Here is a 19,602-nt window from a genome sequence, read left to right on the forward strand (position 1 = left end):
TCCAGACGGAAGTAGTAGAACAGTGACTCGGTCCGGGATTGTTCACCCATCATCTGGTGTGCTCCTCCTGAACATCTCATTAGCACACTTGATGATCATCACCAACAACAAAACCCGGATGTGCAGCCGAGTTTTTCAATAGTCTCATCTGCTTTTGAAACGCTGCACTTTGGTTGTCTGAGTGTCTTAGAATCAGCTACTTGACCAAGCTCTCGCTGGCAGCCTTTTGGAACGACATGAGAGTCATGCCAGATGGCGCCTGCGAAAAAGCAAAGATTCCCAGGAACAAACCGGACCTTGGAGATATCTAAAACAAACAAGCAATCCTGCATCGCACTTTGCCAGTGTGAGACGCCGGTTTCAAGGCTTTACACTGTGGTCTTTTTCCGACGAACTTTTAGCCCGCAGGCTTGCTAATGGATTAAGGCATTTTAACAATTTGTCTTGACACGATTATTAGCCAGGACTAACATCTGGCCGCTTCTAAAGGGACCTCTCTCGCGAGTCTCTGGCCCTTTGCCAGAGAGGGTTTCCCGAGCCAGCCTCCGTTTTGAAGGCTGGGCAGGAAAAGGGGTTGTGGCTTCTCTCAACAAGCCACTCGGCATAACTTCCGGAGCCGATATGTTAAGCACGCACTCACAGACGACCGTCTTTGGGTTCCGTCATCCGCGTTCGAACCTCGTTTGCAGGGATCGCGGTCTAAAGTGCGCGTTTGACCTCATTATTCTTAGGCTTCTCCTCATACGTAAATCGTAACCGCACGGAGCGCGGTCCTCTTCCCCTGACCGCTCTGGACGCCTCGGTCAATCCCGCGCGTAGCAGAGTTTGTTGCGCGACGTTCCCCCAACGGCAGAAGAAATCTCAACCAGCCGAGATTCTTGCGGCTGCAGGCCCCAGGTGGAGAAGGAATCAAACACCAAGGAGAAACACATGGGTCGCAGAGACGACAATGACCATTTCTGGCTTTCGGAAAAGTCTGACAGAGCAAGGCTGCGAGCGGCAGAAGACGCACGCAGAAACCGAGCAGAGATCACCAAAGCTTTATCACACGGCCAAGTTTCGCGGCGGGAACTGGTCAAATGGGGGCTGTTCACATCGGCGGGCATTCTGGCGCCCATCGGCGGGCTGAACCCCTTTGTCCAGCCGGTGAACGCGCAGACGGCCAGCTTCAGCAGCTTCGGCGGCAGCCGGGGAAGCGGCAGTGGCGTCCCCACCGGGCTGCCGAAGAGCCCGCTGTTTGGCGTGCAGCCATTTACCACACCAATGCCGCGCTTTGACCTATTGCCGCGCATCCCGGTTGCGAACTTGAATCCCGTTCCCGAGGCACAATCCAACCAAACACAGCAGCCGCTCGATCCCAAGCTGGTCGGCGGACAGACGGGACTGACAGGACCCATCGAAGGGCGTCCACCAGGAGCGATTTGGGCACACCAGAGGTTTACCCAGTTTGCTCCGCAGATTGCGATTGAGGTCAACACGGCGCAGGCTGCCACCAGTACCACTTACAATCCCGGCGTTCCCTCCAGCCTGAACTCCGGCATTGATCCGACGCAGCCCATACCGTTGAAATTCCATCCCGGATTGCCCACGCAACAAGCCAATTCCGTATGGACGTTCAACGGGACGGTTCCGCCCAAGCTGGGGCAAGTCCGTTACGGAGAGCCGGTGCTTTTCCGCAACCACAACCGGCTGCCCGCGGACGTGACCCAGAACAACGGCTTCGGCCGGAATACCATCTCTACTCACGAACACAATGGCCATCATGGGGCGGAGAACGACGGCTTCACCGGCGCCTATTTCTTTCCCAACCAGTTCTATGACTATCACTGGCCGTGGGTGCTGGGCGGATTTACTACTATCAACACCACAGCCACCGATCCGAAGGCCGGCGCGCCGGACGGCAGCGGCGGTATCAACAAGGTCGCGGGCGACTGGCATGAGACCATGAGCTCGCACTGGTTCCACGATCACATGTTCAGCTTTACAGCGCAGAACGTGTACAAAGGCATCGCTGCGATGAACAACATTTACAGTTCGCTCGATCGCGGAAACGAAGGGATCAACGACGGCGTCAACCTGCGGTTGCCCAGCGGCACCACCAAAGACTGGGGCAACGTGGACTACGACGTCAACCTCATGTTCGCCGACAAAGCCTGGGACGCCAACGGCCAGCTCGCCATGGACATCCTGGCCTTCAACGGTTTCCTGGGCGACGCCATGACTGTGAATCTCACCTACAGGCCGTTCTTCGAGGTGGAACGGCGCAAGTACCGGTTCCGCCTTCTGAACGCCGCCGTGTCGCGCTTCTTTGTATTCGCGCTGAGTGACAGCTCAGCCATGATCCAGATCGGCAATGACGGCAATCTGCTTCCCAACCCGGTGACCCTGACCCAGCTTGACCAGTTAGGCATCGCCGAGCGGTATGACATCGTCATTGATTTCTCCCGCTACAGCATTAACCAAACCGTAGACCTGGTTAACTTGCAGGAGCAAACAGACGGCGCGCTGCCGGGCCAGATACTCTCCGTATCGCAGGCACTGGCTGGTTCGTCCAGCGACCCGTGCGTCGGCAGGTGTCTACGATTCAAGATCGTGCGGAACCCTGCCCAGGCTGATCAGAGTCAGGTACTGGCCACGCTCATCCCGAATCCTGACTTGTCGGCCATTCCGATCGCCCGGCAACGCACCATGGTCTTCGACGACCGGGCCAACCAGACCACCAACGATCCCATCACGTCGTACACCGGCGGCGGTGATTGGGGTATCGGGGTGGAAAACACTGGAGGTAGCAGCAGGCACCGGGGAGGCTCGGCGCTCAAAGCCGACTTCGGCCGCATCTCATCGGCGCCGAAGTTCGGCACGCGAGAGGTCTGGACCCTGCAGGGAGGCCGTAACTGGGACCATCCCATCCACATCCACTTTGAAGAAGGCCAGACTCTCGCGCGCAACGGACAGGCCAGCCAGGTTCCGGCGTGGGAGAAAGGCCGCAAGGATGTGTATCGCCTGCGTCCCAGCGGAAGCGTCACCATCACCATGCAGTTCCGTGACTGGGGCGGCATGTTCATGGAACACTGCCACAACACCGAGCACGAAGACAACGCCATGCTCATGCGCTGGGAGATCAACAACGCCGGAGGCGTGTTCCTGAACCCGCTCCCAACCCCGATTCCCCGGCCGACGGGAGTAACGTTCCAATCACCGGACGACATTCTTGCGAATGCATTCTGACCAACCCCGGCGCGCGCCATGGGTGTGGGCGCCGGGCACCTAGCCATCAGATAAGGGAAGTTGCGGGTCCTGCTTCCGCATCGCGTGTGGGCGGGACCCGCTTCCGAGGACTGCAAGGAGGTTGGAAATGTTGCGCAAACAGTTTGTATTCCTGCTGGGCAGTTTTGCATTACTAGCGGCCATCATCGCGGCCTTATTCGCGCCATCGGTATTAGCGGACCGCCTGCCTGCCGACCGTTTTCCCAATATCGAACTCACCACTCAGGACGGGAAGAAAGTTCATTTTTACGACGATCTGATCAAAGACAAGATCGTGGCCATTAACCTGATCTACACCCATTGCGAGTATTCCTGCCCGCTTGAAACCGCGCGGCTGGTGCAGGTGCAGAAACTGCTCGGCGACCGGGTTGGAAAAGATATCTTTTTCTATTCCATCAGCATTGATCCCAAGCGCGACACGCCCGAAGTCCTGAAGGAGTACGCCGAGAAATACCACGTTGGCCCAGGATGGCTGTTTCTCACCGGCAAGAAGGACGAGATTGATTTCCTCAGCAAGAGACTCGGGCTTTACTCCGATCCCGCCGTTAGCCTGGACGGGCACACGCCTCATCTTCTGATCGGGAATGAGCCCATGGGCCAGTGGATGCGCAACTCCGCGCTCGACAACCCGCGTTTTCTTTCGCAGATGCTCGGCGAGTTTATTGACAACTACAAAAACGCAAAGCTGACGCAGCCGTCCGCTCCTGCCCAGGCGGCAAAGCTCAACTTCGACAAGGGACAGTACCTTTACACGCGGCAGTGTGCCCCCTGCCACACCATCGGCAACGGTGACAAGATCGGGCCGGACCTGCTGGGCGTGACCAACGTGCGCAATCGCGATTGGTTGGTACAGAAGCTCCTGAAACCGGACCAGATGCTGGCTGACAAAGATCCGCTCACTTTGGCGCTAAATGAAAAATATAAGAACGTAAAGATGCCGAACCTGCGCCTGAGCGACGAGGAAATCAACATCCTGATCGCCTATATGGTGTCGCAAACCTCGGCCCACGACCGGGAAGGGGCAGCCGCAAAAACGGGAGGCGGCGCAAGCGCGCAGCCTCAGCCCAAATAAGGAACTCCGGCAACTCTGATGTATTGGCCTGCATTTGAATTCGATTACCGCCTTGATCTTGCTCGGCTCATGCCGCACATCGCGGCCATTGAGTCCTACCGGCAGGCTGCCGTTACGCGTGTGCTTCCGCCGCAATGGCGGGAACAGCCGGTCCGGCCTGATTCAAATTCATCAGAGAACCTGAAGGCCGCCCACCTGGCCCAGGCGCGCGCCTGGGTGACCGAGCGTTTTACCCCGGCGAGCGCTCCGCTTTCCCTGGACGATCTGCTGACCATGCACCGCATCGCCGCCGACCCAACCAACCCGGAGTGCACGCCCGGAACTTTGCGGACCCTGCCCGTTCAGGTGGGACGGCGCGAGGTGGGCGGTCTGCACCTGGGAGCGCCTGCGGAGAGCCTGCCAAGGTTGATGGAACAATACATCCAGTTCATCACCAGCGAAAAATCGCTGAAACTACATCCTGTCATGCACGCCCTTGTGGCCCACTTCTTCCTGGTGACCATCCACCCGTTTGATGATGCGAATGGGAGAGTCTCCCGCCTGCTCACCGCGGGACTTCTCTCCCAGCGCGGCTACAACGTGCACGGCGGGTTTTACGCCTTCTCCGCATACTTCTACCAGAATGACATCGAGTACCACACGCTTCTTCACCGCTGCTGGCTGCTATCCCCTCCGTTTGATCTGACCCAGTTCGTCGCTTTTGGCATGCAAGGATTTGTGATGGAGTTAAGGAGCATTGACAGTTTTGTGAAGATGAAACTGAACCGAATCGTCGACCGCGAGACGCTGATAGCGGCAGCACACCGGAAACGCTCTAGGAGATTCGGTCAGATGACTCATCGCTCGGCAGTTTTTCTTTGAGTAGTCGTTTAGAGCATCATTTGTGCAGATAGAACAAGCCCCGTTCAATCTGTGACTCGCAGTCACGGAATGCCTCGGCAAGATTTTCCAGCAGGTCAGTGGCGAGCACGGTGTTTTCATGGAGAATATCGCGGGAAAGGTCGCCTGTGAGCCCGTGCAGATAAACAGCGGCGGCAACGTGCAGGTCGTGAAGAAAAGCGGATGAGGTCTCTCTTCGCCTGGCCAGCGCCGCGCCAATGATGCCGGAAAGAACGTCACCCGCCCCACCTTTGGCCATGGCGGGATTGCCTGTCATGTTGATCCAGGTTTCTCCTGATGCGCCAGAGATGATCGTTCTCCATCCCTTAAGCACCGCGCAGGAGCCGGTCTCACGCGAGATGTGGCGGGCAACTCCAACCCTGTCTGCCTGGACATCTTTGATCGTGGTTCCGGTCAGCCGCGCAGCCTCTCCGGGATGGGGCGTGAGGACGCGGAAGGGCGCTGCGTCACCGCGCGGCTTCAGTTCGCCATAATGTCCGGCGAATGCATTCAGGCCGTCGGCATCGAGGACTAGCGGCAGCCGACAACCAGCCACGAGATTCCGCACATACTCTGCTGTCTGATGATTGCCCGATATCCCTGGACCGAGAACAATAGCGTCTTTCCCAGCCAGGAGCGAATCCATTTTCCCGGCTGCATCGAGGGCAATCGTGCCGCTATCTGTTTCTGGCAGGCCTTCCGTCATGAGTTCTGGAGCAAAGCCGGCAACGGTCTGCTGAATTGATTCTGGGCACGCGACAGTCACCAGGCCCGCTCCGGCGCATAGCGCCGCCATTCCCGCAAGGCCGGCGGCCCCGGCCTTGCCGCGCGAACCTGCAATCACCAACACGTGCCCAAAATCCCCTTTGTGTGAGTCGCCGGTTCGCGGAGGAAATGTGATTCCCACTTCCTGGGCGGTGACGACCTCCAATCTTGTTTGGTTGGAAACGAGTGCGGGCTGTACGCCCAGTTCGCTCACCGCGACGGGACCTGAGGTCAACTCACCGAAAACATGCGCCGGTTTCGGGGCGACGAAGGTGACGATTCCGTGGGCGAACACCAGATCAGAGGCGTTCTCGAGCATGGGAGCCTTGCCGTCACCGTCAACTCCAGCGGGAAGATCGAGAGAAACGACTGTGCCGGATACATCGTTGATTGCTCTTACAGCTCGCAAGGCCAGGCCATCCAGCGGGAGGGGGGACCCGCAACCGGCAATGGCGTCGATAATCAGGTCGGCAGCAAGCGCTTGTTGAACTGCTTCCGATTCGAAACCGGCTTCGTCGCCTAGCCATATCGGACCAGCAGCGAGTTGCGAGCTAAGGGCTTGTGCGTCCGGATTCAGTTCGCCCAGCGCTGTTGCCAGAAGCATGACAAAGACATCTTCGGAAACTCGAGACAAGGCCTGAGCCGCAGCTAATCCCGCGCCGCCAATTTCGCTTTCCCCGCATACTACACAGACGGACCGGAACTTAAAATGAGCCAAGCAAAACTGCGCTGCGGCATAACCCGCCCGCTGTTTGAGTAGCAACGTGGAAACCTGCGGCCCACTGGCCACCTGAAGCGCCGCTTGACGCACTTCATCGCAAGTAAGGATTCTCATCGCGGACCAAAGTGCCACCGCTGAAGTTTCAGCGGACCGGGTTTCCCGGCGTGTGCAGTATACAAAGCCGAGGCCGCAGGACCAAGCGCTGCGCCAGGTGCCCGACTCCGTTCCGGACGTGTGGTTGGCAATGCGGAAGTAATCCGGGCGCTCTCAGCGGTGGCGCTGTCCAGAAACGGGCTTGTGGGAAGCGCCATTTAAGGTTTCGAGCACGTAATCGGTCGACCGGCTATACGCAAGCGATTACACCTTTCGAGTCCGTTTGCCCCCTGCGCAAGAAGAGAAAGTAACGTTCCATCGGCGGTCGTCAGCGGCAACGCTGCCCTGCAGTGCAGTGGCTGACGAAGGAACTATTTGCTCGTGATCGGTATGCGGAGGACGTAATGCTTCCCGTCTGGGGTCATATCTGGCGGAGTCTGCCCTGGCAGCGGGCGTGGACGGGGTATGCTGTGGATGATGACCAGCGTGTACTCCTGCTCCTCTTCCAGGAGACGCAAAAGTTCTCGCTGCTCTTGCTCGGTGAGTCCGTTCACATTGGACTGTGGCATCTGTGGTTACCTCTTTGCGGCCAGTTCTCAGCGCTTTGCAATGGGCAGAGAGTCCCACCATTCACGTCCCTTCCACCAGGGTGGGTAGATCGGTGGCAGAGTCTCCGGGGGAAGGTTGCTACCGATGTGTCTAATTGTAAAAACAACCGTGGGCGGCTCAACCACTTCTTCGTGCTCCAGAAGCTTCTGCAGTTCGGCTTGCTCCTCGGCATTCAAGTTGTTCAGGTCTGACATTACTGCACATGCTCGTTTCTGCCCTCTGGCCGTACAAACCCAGCCTTCTGCAGCAGGTAATTCAGGCGGTCTTTCTTCTGCTCCGGCGTCATCTCCGCGTCTTCGTCGCCGGTCAAGTACTTCCGCAGGCTCTCCAGGGCGGCATGTTTGGCTGGGGTCAGTTTCAATTTGATCTCGCGCACCGGCCGGGCGTTCTCCCCCTTGCCTTCGGTCCAAGTCTTCTCAGTGATCTCTTGAATGGCTGCGGAATACCGCGGAAGGGGCCTCTTGGGGCCTGCGTCGAGATCGATCTCATTGTCAAGGCCTGAGGTGGGGCATGGTGGTCGATCTCATGAAGTACGCATTTGAGATTTCGGATGTGCGCGGCGACTACTTGCGCGATTGCGACTTCCGCCGATTCGCGGGCACACCCCTTCGGCTCCTCGTTACGGGCTTCGTGGTGTTGGCTGCCTCAAACAAATGCCGAATGCCGAGTTCCAACAGTTCGACAGCCCTCTCCAAAGCGCCGAGTTGTCCAACCCGCACTATTGCGACGGACAAGTGCAACTCAAATGACGGGGGGCGCAACACTTCAACTGTGCCTATGAATTCTTTCCTGGCAATAAAGCGAGCCGGCAGCAGCCCGACTCCATATCCTGACTGAATGAGTGCTAGATGCAAATGTACGTTGTGGTGGATTTCGGCTGCAATCGTGGGGGTGACGCCGGCACGCTCCATCTGATCGATGAGGCTTGCCCGAAGCAAGCACCCGGGCGGATTGAGCACCCAAGGTGCTCTGCCCAAACTTTCCCAATCACCGCCCACGTTGCCTGCGGCGCCTTGAACGATCTCCATATGGTCGCGAGCGATGATATTTGTCAAAAGAGGTGGAGGCGCGGTTTTACCTTCGGGCAAAAACACGGCAGCAACGTCGAGTTCACCGGCAAGCAGCCGGTTGAACAATTCACCGGTAAGTCCGCTCAACAGCCGCAGTTGGACCTTGGAGTATTTTTCAGTCAGCGCCCGAATAGGTTCGATAAGCGTCCCCTCGGCCAGGGCATGCGCGAGCCCGATGCGCAAGAGGCCGTGAGGTTCGGCGTCGGGCGACGCAAGAGATCTCAGCGCCTCCGTCCGCTGCAACATATCTCGCGCTCGCTCAAGCACCCTGGAGCCCAGCGAGTTCAGGCGCGGCGGCTTCGTTGAGCGGTCGAGTAACTCAGCACCCAATTCAGCCTCCAGCCTTTGCAGTTGCCGGGTTATAGCCGATGGTGTCCGGAATAGACGATCAGCTGCGCCGGCAATGGACCCGGCCTTGGCAAACTCTACGAGCGCGTGTAAATCGTCGAGCACGAGATCCTCCTAAAGTAACTCCTGAAACCTCCCCCCAACCAATAGCAGAATCGTGCGAAAACAGCAACATCATTGTGACAATAATGAACTTGTTGAATGTTGGTTGTCCAGCGATACTACATGGGATTCGTGCGTTTGTAGAGATTGATCAGCTACGGAAGTAGCTACAGGAGTTGCTATGAGCAAGACCGCAATTACCTCGCCTGAACTCGCGCCGCCGGTCGGCCCATTTTCCCAGGCAGTCAAAATCGATGGTTTCCTCTTCTTCAGCGGACAGGTCGCCCAAGACCCGGCCACTGGCAAGGTGGTCGAGGGGGGCATTGTGCCCGAGACGGAGCGCGTCTTCCAAAACCTATCGGCGGTTCTGAAGGCGGCCAGCAAGAGTTTTGATGATGTCGTGCGCGCCGGTGTGTTTCTCACGAACATGACTGACTTCGCCGCGATGAATGGCATCTACGCAAAATATTTCAGTCAGCCCTTTCCCGCCCGCACGACGATCGCGGCTGCCGCGCTACCACTTGGGGCCTGCGTCGAGATCGATCTCGTTGTCAAGGCCTGAGGCGGCGCATGGAGGTCGATCTCATGAAGTGCGCATTTCAAATCGTCGATTTTTTCATTCGGCGTTACGGGTAGCACGAGGCGTTGAGTGACGGAGAGGAGTTCCACATGAAGAAGATTCTGACTCAGTACGGACTGTGCGCGCTTGCGGTCGCTCTGATGGTGCCGTTGGCGCAGGCGCAGTCGGCAGGAATACAGGCTGCCTTCGCAAAAGATGCCGGAACGCTTTCCGACAAATTCACCGGACTCGCGCGCGTTATGTCGGGCAAGTACGACTGGAAGCCGGGCCAGGGCGTTCGCTCCGTCGGCGACGTGTTCAACCTGATCGTTGTGGAGAACGGCGTGCTCGCCGGCGTGCTTTCGGGCACACCGAATACGGGGGCAAAGCCCGCGCCCATCACCGATCCGGAGAAAATGCAGGAAGCCCTGAAGGCTTCTTACGTCAATCTGCAAAAAGCGATTACGGGACTTTCCGACAACGACCTGCAGGCGCCGGTGAAACTGTTCGGAAGAGACATGACGAAGCAGGGCGCGCTGATGCTGATTCTCGAAGATCAACACGAGCATCTGGGGCAGTCCATCGCGTACGCGCGCAGCAACGGCGTGGTTCCGCCCTGGTCCAAGTAAGAGTGCCGATCTCCTCCGTAAAGTGTTGCGTGCACGGAATCGGTAGTCCCCAGCGATCCAACCTCCAAGTCAAGATCTGAAAGGAAAATGGCATATGAATAAAAAGAGAATGGGCACGGTATTTCTTGCACTCCTTATGTGTGGCTTGGTTTCTCAAGCGTCGGCGCAGGACGCGGAACCCAAATTCAACTCCAACGGCGATGACCTCACGAAGATTCGTGGCGTATTGGAGCAGTTCCGTCAGGATATTATTCGCAAGGACGGGTACGCCCTAACGAAGCTCGTGCTGAACCCTGATGTGCTCTTTCATCACACCAACACCCAGGAAGAGATTGATAGCGCCCGCAAATATAACGCCCAGTTCGATGGGATTGGACCGAGCCAGCTGGATGGATTTGCAAAACTCCTCGCTACGTCGAAGGACAAACTCGAAGAGAGATTTCGCAACATCGAGATTCGCCAGGACGGCCCTCTAGGGCTGGTGACATTTAATTACGATTTTGACATCAACGACAAGGTTCACCATTCAGGCCTCGAAGTCTGGCAAGTGTGCAAAATTGATGGGCAGTGGAAGATCTTGTCCGTTGTCTGGACTATTGATAGTCACAGCTGACAGCCAACAGCGCTCCAGAGAACAAGGCGAGCATCCGCCTGATGGTTGCGCCGGACCGCTGAAGAAAGTGAAATCAGCGAAATCTAGGACAGACGGAAATGACCCCAACTGATTGGTTCCAAGTCGGGGAATTCGCCTTTCTGTGATTCCGAGGTTATCGATCGAGAGGAGTGTCTTCATGGGGACTTTACTTCAGGATGTTCGCTATGGTCTGCGCATGCTGGTTAAGAAGCCCACATTCACGATCGTGGCTGTCCTGACGCTGGCTCTGGGCGTGGGAGCCAACACGGCCATTTTCAGCATCGTGAACGCCGTGCTGCTCCGTTCTCTTCCGTTCCCCGACCCCGACCGTCTCGTAAGGATCTACTTTAACAACCCAGGGGTAGGATTGCGGGGCGTTCGGTTTTCCGTTCCGGAATTCGACGATCTTAGAACGCAGACGGATGTGTTCGAAGATGTGAGTGTCATCGTTTCGGGCCCCACAAACCTGACCGGCGCCGAACAGCCCGAACATTTGGAAATGGTCGAGGTTTCTCCCAAATATTTTTCCATGCTCGGCGCCACTCCCGAACTAGGGCGCTTATTTGGTCACCAGGACTTCGCGCTCGGTTTCGCGCCCGTGGTCGTGATCAGCGATGCCTTGTGGCGCCGATCTTATGGGGCTGATCCTGGCGTCCTCGGCCGCAGCCTCCGCCTCGATAACGATCTATACACCATTGTAGGTGTACTTTCTCCCGGATTTCGCCACCCCGGACCGACCATTCCAGCCGTGGAGGTGTGGATTACCTGCGGATTCAGTGGCGATCCGTACCCAGCGCCAGCGCGTGGTCTGCGCATACTACCAGGGGCAATCGGTCGTCTCAAGCCGGGCCTCACCCCAGCGCAAGCTCAGGCGCGGCTTGATGCCCTGACTGCTAATTTGCGTCGCGAATTTGCGAATGATTACCCTCCGCAAGCCGAATGGACGATTGAGATTCTGCCGTTGCAGCAATCGTTGGTGGGCAAGGTTCGGCCGATGCTGGTCGTGTTGATGGCTGCCGTAATCTTAATCGTTTTCGTCGTGTCTCTAAACATTGGAGCCTGCTTCTGGCGCGCGCCTCTGGACGACAGCAAGAGATGGCAGTGCGCGCGGCGATGGGAGCGAGCGGCGGCAGAATGATTCGGCAGATGCTCACCGAATCGCTGTTGCTGGCTTTCATCGGGGGAATCGCAGGGCTCACGACGGCGGCGATTACGCTGAAAGTCGTCTTGCGATTTGTGCCTGCGAATCTTCCGCGGCTGGGCGAAGTAAACATTGATTGGCGGGTGCTGGGATTTGCGTTACTGATTTCGGTCGCGACCGGGCTACTGTTTGGGCTGGCTCCCGCGATTCATTCCTCGAAGGCGGGACTTGCGAGCACGATGCGCGAGGGCTCGCGCGGCTCGGGCTACAGTGCGAAGGCCGGGCGCATGCGCGATGCGCTGATGGTGTCGCAGCTGGCTTTTGCGGTAGTGCTGATGGTCGGCGCAGGGCTCCTATTGGAAACGCTGCGCGATTTGTTGCGGCAGAATCCGGGCTTCAATCCATCGCAAGTGGTGACGGCGAATATCTATCTGCCGAACCCGAATAATCCGCAGCTCGATTCATATCACACCTTCGCGCAGCAGATTCCGTTTAATCGCGAACTGCTGCGGCGCGCGAACGCGATTCCCGGCGTGGAGTTGGCGGCGATTACGTCCAATTTGCCGGCCGCCGACACAATTAACAACGATTCGGCGGCCTACGGCGCCACGAATCACAATTCGCTGGCAATCGAAGACCGGCCCACGGAATCCTCGGGAGATTTGAGCGCCGAAATTATCCGCATCAGCCCGGATTATTTTCGGGTGATACAAACACCGCTGGTGGAAGGCCGCTTTTTCACCGAAGCCGACGAGAACGGCAAACTGCCCGTGGTAATCATCGATGAGGCGACGGCAAGGCGCTACTGGTGGCCGGATCATGATCCGGTGGGCCGGCGCCTGCGTATCCGGTTGCGTTTCGGGCAGAATCCTGTGAATCCGTGGAGCACCGTGGTGGGCGTGGTGAAAGATATCAAGCACGACGGGCTCGATGTCGATGGCGTGCCGCACCTCTATGTCCCGCTGAATCAATTCGTCGGGCGGACGTTGAGCTTGGCGCTGCGAACTTCGTTGCCGGCGAGCAAGCTGGAGGCGCAAATTCGCGGCGCGATTCAGAGCCTGGATCCGGGGCTGCCGGTGTTCAACGTCACCTCGATGGATGAGGTACTGGATGCATCGCTGGCATCGCGCAGGTTTTCGGCGAATTTGGTAGCGGGATTTGCGGGTGGGGCGCTCTTGCTGGCCTCGATCGGAATTTACGGTTTGCTGGCCTACATGGTCAGCCAAAGATCGCGCGAGATCGGTATCCGCATGGCCCTGGGTGCGCGGCGGGACGACATTCTGAGGATGTACTTGCGCAAGGGGGTCGCGCTTGCTGGCGTGGGCATCGTTGCCGGATTGGTCTTTTCTGCAGCCACTGCGTCCATGATGGCAAGTTTGCTCTATGGGGTGCGCCCCCATGATCCGGCTGTGTTTCTGATCGTGCCTCTGCTTTTGCTGGCAGTGGCCGCGCTGGCTAGCTATCTCCCAGCACGCCGCGCGACGAAAGTGAACCCAATGATTGCCTTGCGCGAGGCATGAACTCGCCGTTTGACCTACATGGTCGGTCGGCGGGCGCACGAGAGTCCGCATGGCGCCGGGAGCCATGCCCTCAACCATTGAAAAAATGATGGTGAGCTGGGGCGCGAAGTCTGGCCGGCATCGGACGGCAATCCGGTTCTTTGCCTTTAAATTCGCTCGCATGAAGGAGTAGGAAGCCAATATCTGTTTATCGGTACGTCCGTCTCGAAGTATAGGAAAAACAAAACTCCGCTAATGCAGCACTCAGCACTCAGGTTCGACACCGGAACCGCACAAGCGCTCCGAGCGATGTAACGGGGCAAGAAAACAACGGGGAGTCGAAAGAGCGTTTTTGGAGGTGGGATTTCTCGGCAGGCGGGCAAACCAATGCAGTCTGTTACCCTGACTTTATACGGAGCTTTAAAATCATTCCGCCAGTATCGGTGGTAGCCGGCGTACCCACTGCATCCGGCGACCCGAGTGGTCGAGCAGCGGGTCCCACCCGAAGTCCCGCTTGATGGAAAGAGCCCAAGGGAGGCGTTTGGGGCGCGGTCGTCGTACCTGGCCGATGATCGAGAAGATTGTTGAGAAGTTTTGGCTTACGACCCGGGGAGCAAACAGTCCAAAATACCGTATGGCGTGCCGATAGGGATCAGGAAGCTGCTTAATCCATCGTTCGATAAACTCTTTGAGCGCATACTTCACCGTTACGATACGCCTTAGCCTTTTGTACTTGCCCCCGGCGATCTGATTGGCAAGCGCTTTCTTTTGAAAGTGCGGCTCCAGCTCCAGCGCGAGCACGACCCGAACAAAATTGTTCCACGCCCGCCGAGGCCGATGGTGGCGAATGATGAACTCAAGCGCCTGTTCGTCAGTGAGCACGTGCTCAATGCACTCAAGGATTGCTTGACCCTCGCTGACCGCATCATGCCAGGCGGCAAAGCCGGAGATGATGATTCCGTTCGTTGTGATCTCGATTGACTCTGAGAATGCAGGCTCTGTGAATCGAATAGGCTGATGGGGTTCGGCCGCCAAGTGGACTAGATTCAATCGAGTCAGAGCCGGGTGGGCATGCAGTTTGTCCGGTGAACGTAGAACCAGTTGACGCGGGCCGTGGCCGTGCCTTAGGAGTGGCAAAGGCGCCGTGACCGGCGAATGGTCCTCTTTAGGAACTTGAGCTTGTTGAAATTCTGCGCTGTTGATTCCCACAACAATCCCACAACAGCAGCTTGTCTTTAGCAGTCTTTACGGTCCCGCCCGTGCGCCTGCTATGCTGCTAAGTCTTTGAATTGCTGTGCGAATTACTCCCTTTCACGGCGGTAACACGGGTTCAAATCCCGTCGGGGACGCCAAAAAATCAAGGGCTTAGAGACATCCTGGCCGTAATTCCCACAACACTCCACAACGTTCGTCAAATTCATGCGTGAAAAGCCGTTCCCGCGCGCATGATCAGGTCCGCCAAAGCTGCTTGTGCCTGGCGTTTCGTTGCTTCGACGGCCTGCTTGTAGCCGTCCATCGTCGTTTGAATGAAGCAGGCCGCAGAAGTTCCTGGACCATTCGTCCCAACGCAGCAGTTGCATCTCCACACGTTCCGAGGGCTTTGTCACACCATTCTCATCCCTATGTTCAGGTAATAGATTTACTGCTCGTCTTCGCGAATGAGCTCTTCGGATCTCCAGCGACACTTCAAGCGGCATTAGATTCGCCAGGGCTTGATCAACCTGCTGCCAATCAAATGGGATGAGTGGAGAGGACATGGGTGCTAAACACCTAAAATTACCATCTCGTGACTGAGAGCGCTCCTAAGCGGCCCGCTTAATGCTGATGATCAGTAGCTCACTGGCTTCCAAACCACAAGATTGTGGAAGGTGATCTGTCTTCCTGAAATCTCTAAATGCAGTGCTGGTGCGCTTTGAAATGAAGTGGTCCAATGACAATGAACTTTCCCGGTAAGTATCGCTCCTTCATCCTTAAACCCCGCTGGCTGGGCCGTTTGCAGGCCGCTCAGACTGTTCCTGTCTGCACCATTGACTGGCGCCATGATGGCTTCCTTCTAGCTAAAGTGCTGTCGACGTGGATTTCCCATTTTGGGAATTGTCACAGATGAAATTATAGTTTCAAGCTATAAATTCACTTGACAACTCATAGGTATAAGAGTGATTGTTGCGCGCACAAAACTTATGTGAAGTGTCCGGTCCTGATCTGAGTCCGGGAAGCTTCAGTCCAGATTGACAAATCATAGCTTCATCCTACTGCGGATCAGTGTGTTTGTATGCGCTAACTATTTCTCGCTTTAAGGTTCCTTATAGATTTCCTTCAATTGACGGAAGAATGCCTTCTTTCTAACCGGAGATAAAGCAGATGCCGAGAAACAACGCGTTTCAATTCTGCCGAGTGGTCTTGGCCTTTGTAGCATTGCTAACGGCCGGAACAACTTTGGCTCGAGCCGGAAGTTTTACGGCATTTGGGCCGCAGGACTATGCGCGTGGCACAGGCGCTCCGGTCACCGTAACCAATACCTTTTCCGTGCAAAACCCGAACGCGCCGTACACGCTGAAGGTGTTTAACGGCGGACTGCACGACGATGTAACAGAATTGGTATCCAGCAGCGTAATCACGGTGAATGGCGTTGACGTCATTGGACCCAGCAATTTCAATCAAAACGTGACTGAAGTGGACGTGCCGGTTACGCTTCACGCAAGCAATACAATTTCAGTTCAGGTCAGGGGGGCACCGGGCGGCCTGCTCACGATCCAGATTGTCGGGACCGACAACGACCCGCCGATCATTCACGCGGCAGTCTCTCCGGCCGCTAACGCCGCCGGCTGGAACAACTCGCCGGTCACGGTCACGTTTACATGCAGTGACGCGACTTCCGGAATTGCGAACTGTCCGCCGCCGCAAGTGGTAAGCAACGAGGGTGCAAACCAGATTGTGGGCGGAACAGCCACCGACGTTGCCGGCAACTCGGCGAATGTTTCAGTTACAGTCAACCTGGATAAAACTCCCCCGGGCCTGAAGATCACGTCTCCCGCAAGTGGTTCAACCATAAATTTGAGCACGTCTACCATCAGCGTGACTGGTTCGGGCAGCGACCAGCTGTCTGGCCTATCGGGTATCACCTGCAACGGAACTCCGGCTGTTATTTCTGGCCAGGGTTTTGTCTGCAAGCTTTCGCTCGTCCAGGGAGCCAATTCCATTCCTGTCATAGCTACCGACGTGGCGGGAAACTCGACTACCTCAACGCTAAACCTCACGTACGCCCCGGCCCCGCTGGTGGCCATCACTACTCCCGCTAACCTGAGCGTCACTAACCTGACGCCGGTCACGGTGAACGGCACGATCAATGATCCCGCAGCGACCCTGACAATCAATGGAATCAATGCTCCGCAGAGTTCGGGCAGCTTTTCCATTCCTGTTCCTTTGGTCGAGGGACTCAACGTTCTGACTGCCGTGGCAAAAAATGCGGCTGGAATCGCGAGCACGGCAACCGTCCAAATCACTCTGGATACCACGCCTCCGCACATTACCGTGGACGCTCCCGCGGACGGGTCCGTTACCACCGACGCGACCGTGACTGTCACAGGTTTGGCAAATGACATTGTTGTGGGGACGGTGAATGCCCAGGATGTTCAGGTAACTGTGAACGGGATCCCCGCCCAGGTAGCCAATCGCACCTACGCTGCCGTCGCGGTGCCGCTCACGGTGGGCAAGAACACGATTCAGGCCGTCGCGCGGGACCGTGCCGGCAACGGCACCACCACGAGCGTTAGCGTTACTCGCGTGCTGCCCTCGCAACCGCCTGCGCCCGCGATCGGAACAGCCGTCATCACCCAGTCGCTTGCGGTGGTATCGGGCAACAATCAGACAGGCACGATCGCGACAAAATTGCCGGCGCCTCTGGTAGTCACCTTGACTGACTCAGCCAATCATCCGCTGGCGAACCAAACTGTAGTATTCAAGGTCACGGGAAATAATGGCGGCGTCTCTCCAGACGCTTCCACCGCTCCCTCGCCCGCCCTGGCGGTGAGCACGGATGCGAATGGCCACGCGCAGGTTTTGTGGACGCTCGGTGAACGCTCAGGTGCAGGCATCAACAGTGTGCAGGCTTCCGCGCCTCTGGCGGTGAGTTCTGTAAATTTCACGGCGACCGGCGTTGCCGCCAGTGCGGCCACCATTGTTGTGGATTCCGGCAACGCCCAGGTGGGCGTTTTGGGCGCGCCGTTGGCATTTCCGTTTGTGACCGCGGTGGTTGATTCCGGGCACAATCGAGTTCCTGGCGTTCCCGTTGTTTTTACGGTCAAACGGGGCGGCGGGAACATTGGCGGCGCCTCAAGCCAGACTGTGACCACCGACAGCAACGGACGCGCCATCGTCGTGCTGAACCTGGGTACCGAGGCGGGGAACGACAATAACGTTGTGGAAGCAACTTTCCCGGGCAATGCGGGCATATCCGCATCGTTTGTTGCTTCGGCCCGGGCACCGGCCGATCCGGCGAACACATCCATCAGCGGCGTCGTACTGGATAACAGCAACAACCCGATCGTGGGCGCCACGATGCGGCTGTTCCAGACGAATCAGGGGAACGTTAACAATCTTCCTCAGCAAATCGGCACACCGGTAGCCACGGATGCGAAAGGGACATTCTTGATTCAGCCGGCGCCCGTGGGCTTCTTCAAGCTGATGGCGGATGGGACAACTGCCACTAGCTCCCTGAGTTATCCGACGCTTGAATACGACATCGTGACCGTCCCCGGAAACAACAATACCGTGGGAATGCCCATCTACCTTCCGGCCCTCGACACGGTGAATAAGCTTTGCGTTGATGAAACCCACGGCGGCACATTAACCCTGCCGCAGGTCCCGGGCTTTTCCTTCACCGTTCTGCCCGGGTCGGCTACCTTCCCCGGCGGCGCGCGCACGGGCTGCGTCACCGTGACGCCGGTGAACGGCGACAAAGTGCCCATGGAGCCCGGGTTTGGCCAGCAGCCGCGGTTCATCGTGACCATTCAACCGGTGGGAACCAAATTTGACCCTCCGGCGCCGATTACGCTTCCCAATGTTGACGGCCTGGCGCCGAACGCCGTCACCGAAATGTATTCCTACGATCACGATCTAAGTATGTTCGTGGCCATTGGCACCGGGACGGTCAGTGCCGATGGATCAGCGATTGTCTCCAATCCCGGAGTGGGCGTGCTCAAGGCGGGATGGCACTGCGGAGGCAACCCCAATTCGAGCGGCGGCGCAGCGCCCGTATCGGTCTCCATCACCTCAACCCAGTCGCCACAAGTTGAAGTTGGAAAGACCGTCACGATTACCGCTTCGGGAAGTCCCTTGCCCGGTACCTACAGTTGGTCGAGCAGCGACACGACGATTGCCACCATCCAGTCATCCACGGACGGAACAGCCGTGATTCTTGGAACAGGAGTCGGGACCGCGACGATCACGGTTACCTTCACCTGCCAGTCCGGGGCCACCGCCACGGCCACGGTGGACGTAAAAGTGACGACCGCCGACATCGTCATGATCGGGTGGGTCAATTCCAGCGCCATTACTTTGCCAAGCGGCGCCAGTTTCCTTCTGCGTATCGATATAAACACTCCGCTGATCTGTTCGGCCTTGTTGCTCGACTGGGTTGTTGGATTGCCGACGGACCTGTTTGGCCAGGCCGAGGTCGACTACGCTAACGCGTTCCTGCTTATCCATTCGGGGAACGCGCAGCCTCCGGCGACGATCAATCCGGACGCCCAACTCGCGGCCGGCGATTTCCGCCTGTTCAACCGCTTACAGGCAACGTACTCTACATCCGGCGGCACTGTTTCCAACTTCTCGGCCATTCACAGCAACACTCAAGTTGGCACCACGCCGGATCCCTGCGGCTTGGTGGGAAATGCTTCGGGTCAGACCCATCCTTCAAGCGGCTCCAACGGGGTGACCTCTTCCGGCACGGCTGTATACCAGCTTGCAGAAGGCCGCCTTGGCACCCTGGGTCAGCGCGTGAACCATACCATCAACGGCACGACCACACCCTGGATCTGGAGCGTCATTCGCTTTGACATTTCAGGCAATCCCGACACTTCCGATCATTCGATCTTCCCTACGTTCTACGTGTACCAGGATGGATCGCTGATTGCGACTTACCCGCAGAGCGCTCCAACAGCGTTTATACCGCTGGGAGACACTTATCAGAGACTGCCCTCGCAAATCCAATGAG

General features: G+C 57.4%; 14 protein-coding genes. 9 read left to right on the top strand and 5 right to left on the bottom strand.

The window, feature by feature from the left end:
- Positions 1-930 precede the first annotated feature (930 nt).
- The 3 genes from LAO20_18645 (at position 931) to LAO20_18655 (ending at position 5,200) form a co-directional block, all read left to right on the top strand.
- The gene (locus LAO20_18645) at positions 931-3,228 is read left to right on the top strand and encodes a multicopper oxidase domain-containing protein (protein ID MBZ5533452.1); all 2,298 of its coding nucleotides are present in this window, start codon (positions 931-933) and stop codon (positions 3,226-3,228) included.
- 151 nt (positions 3,229-3,379) lie between these two features.
- Positions 3,380-4,339, top strand: a complete 960-nt coding sequence (locus tag LAO20_18650; GenBank protein ID MBZ5533453.1) for an SCO family protein — start codon at positions 3,380-3,382, stop codon at positions 4,337-4,339.
- An 18-nt stretch (positions 4,340-4,357) separates the two neighbouring features.
- Positions 4,358-5,200, top strand: coding sequence for a Fic family protein (locus LAO20_18655; GenBank protein MBZ5533454.1), 843 nt, complete (start codon positions 4,358-4,360; stop codon positions 5,198-5,200).
- Between the two features lie 16 nt (positions 5,201-5,216).
- On the opposite strand, the gene LAO20_18660 is transcribed toward LAO20_18655, so the two are convergent.
- The 4 genes from LAO20_18660 to LAO20_18675 form a co-directional block, all read right to left on the bottom strand.
- Positions 5,217-6,818: an NAD(P)H-hydrate dehydratase gene (locus tag LAO20_18660; protein MBZ5533455.1), complete on the bottom strand. Its 1,602-nt coding sequence runs from the start codon at positions 6,816-6,818 to the stop codon at positions 5,217-5,219.
- A gap of 350 nt (positions 6,819-7,168) precedes the next feature.
- Entirely contained in the window at positions 7,169-7,366 is a 198-nt protein-coding gene (locus tag LAO20_18665) for a hypothetical protein (GenBank protein ID MBZ5533456.1), read from the bottom strand.
- A gap of 233 nt (positions 7,367-7,599) precedes the next feature.
- Complete coding sequence (locus LAO20_18670) at positions 7,600-7,767, bottom strand: hypothetical protein (GenBank protein MBZ5533457.1); 168 nt, start codon at positions 7,765-7,767, stop codon at positions 7,600-7,602.
- 202 nt (positions 7,768-7,969) lie between these two features.
- Positions 7,970-8,929: a LysR family transcriptional regulator gene (locus LAO20_18675; GenBank protein MBZ5533458.1), complete on the bottom strand. Its 960-nt coding sequence runs from the start codon at positions 8,927-8,929 to the stop codon at positions 7,970-7,972.
- A gap of 178 nt (positions 8,930-9,107) precedes the next feature.
- Between LAO20_18675 and LAO20_18680 the strand changes: the two genes are divergently transcribed.
- From LAO20_18680 to LAO20_18700, 5 genes are all read left to right on the top strand, one after another.
- The gene (locus tag LAO20_18680) at positions 9,108-9,488 is read left to right on the top strand and encodes a Rid family detoxifying hydrolase (protein ID MBZ5533459.1); all 381 of its coding nucleotides are present in this window, start codon (positions 9,108-9,110) and stop codon (positions 9,486-9,488) included.
- Between the two features lie 107 nt (positions 9,489-9,595).
- Positions 9,596-10,114: a DinB family protein gene (locus LAO20_18685; protein MBZ5533460.1), complete on the top strand. Its 519-nt coding sequence runs from the start codon at positions 9,596-9,598 to the stop codon at positions 10,112-10,114.
- 94 nt (positions 10,115-10,208) lie between these two features.
- On the top strand, positions 10,209-10,727 hold the full coding sequence (locus LAO20_18690) for a nuclear transport factor 2 family protein (GenBank protein ID MBZ5533461.1): 519 nt from the start codon (positions 10,209-10,211) through the stop codon (positions 10,725-10,727).
- A 178-nt stretch (positions 10,728-10,905) separates the two neighbouring features.
- Entirely contained in the window at positions 10,906-11,886 is a 981-nt protein-coding gene (locus tag LAO20_18695) for an ABC transporter permease (GenBank protein ID MBZ5533462.1), read from the top strand.
- A complete protein-coding gene (locus tag LAO20_18700; GenBank protein MBZ5533463.1) occupies positions 11,850-13,409 on the top strand; it encodes an ABC transporter permease in 1,560 nt (519 codons plus the stop codon). The genes LAO20_18695 and LAO20_18700 overlap by 37 nt, the downstream gene beginning before the upstream one ends.
- 405 nt (positions 13,410-13,814) lie before the next feature.
- Here the strand turns inward: LAO20_18700 and LAO20_18705 are convergent, their stop codons facing one another.
- Positions 13,815-14,423, bottom strand: a complete 609-nt coding sequence (locus tag LAO20_18705; protein ID MBZ5533464.1) for a transposase — start codon at positions 14,421-14,423, stop codon at positions 13,815-13,817.
- A gap of 1,401 nt (positions 14,424-15,824) precedes the next feature.
- Here LAO20_18705 and LAO20_18710 point away from each other — a divergent pair.
- Positions 15,825-19,601, top strand: a complete 3,777-nt coding sequence (locus LAO20_18710) for a hypothetical protein (protein ID MBZ5533465.1) — start codon at positions 15,825-15,827, stop codon at positions 19,599-19,601.
- Position 19,602 lies beyond the last annotated feature (1 nt).

The sequence above is a fragment of the Terriglobia bacterium genome, from assembly GCA_020072815.1.
In the GTDB taxonomy this organism is placed as follows: Bacteria; Acidobacteriota; Terriglobia; order Terriglobales; family Acidobacteriaceae; genus Angelobacter.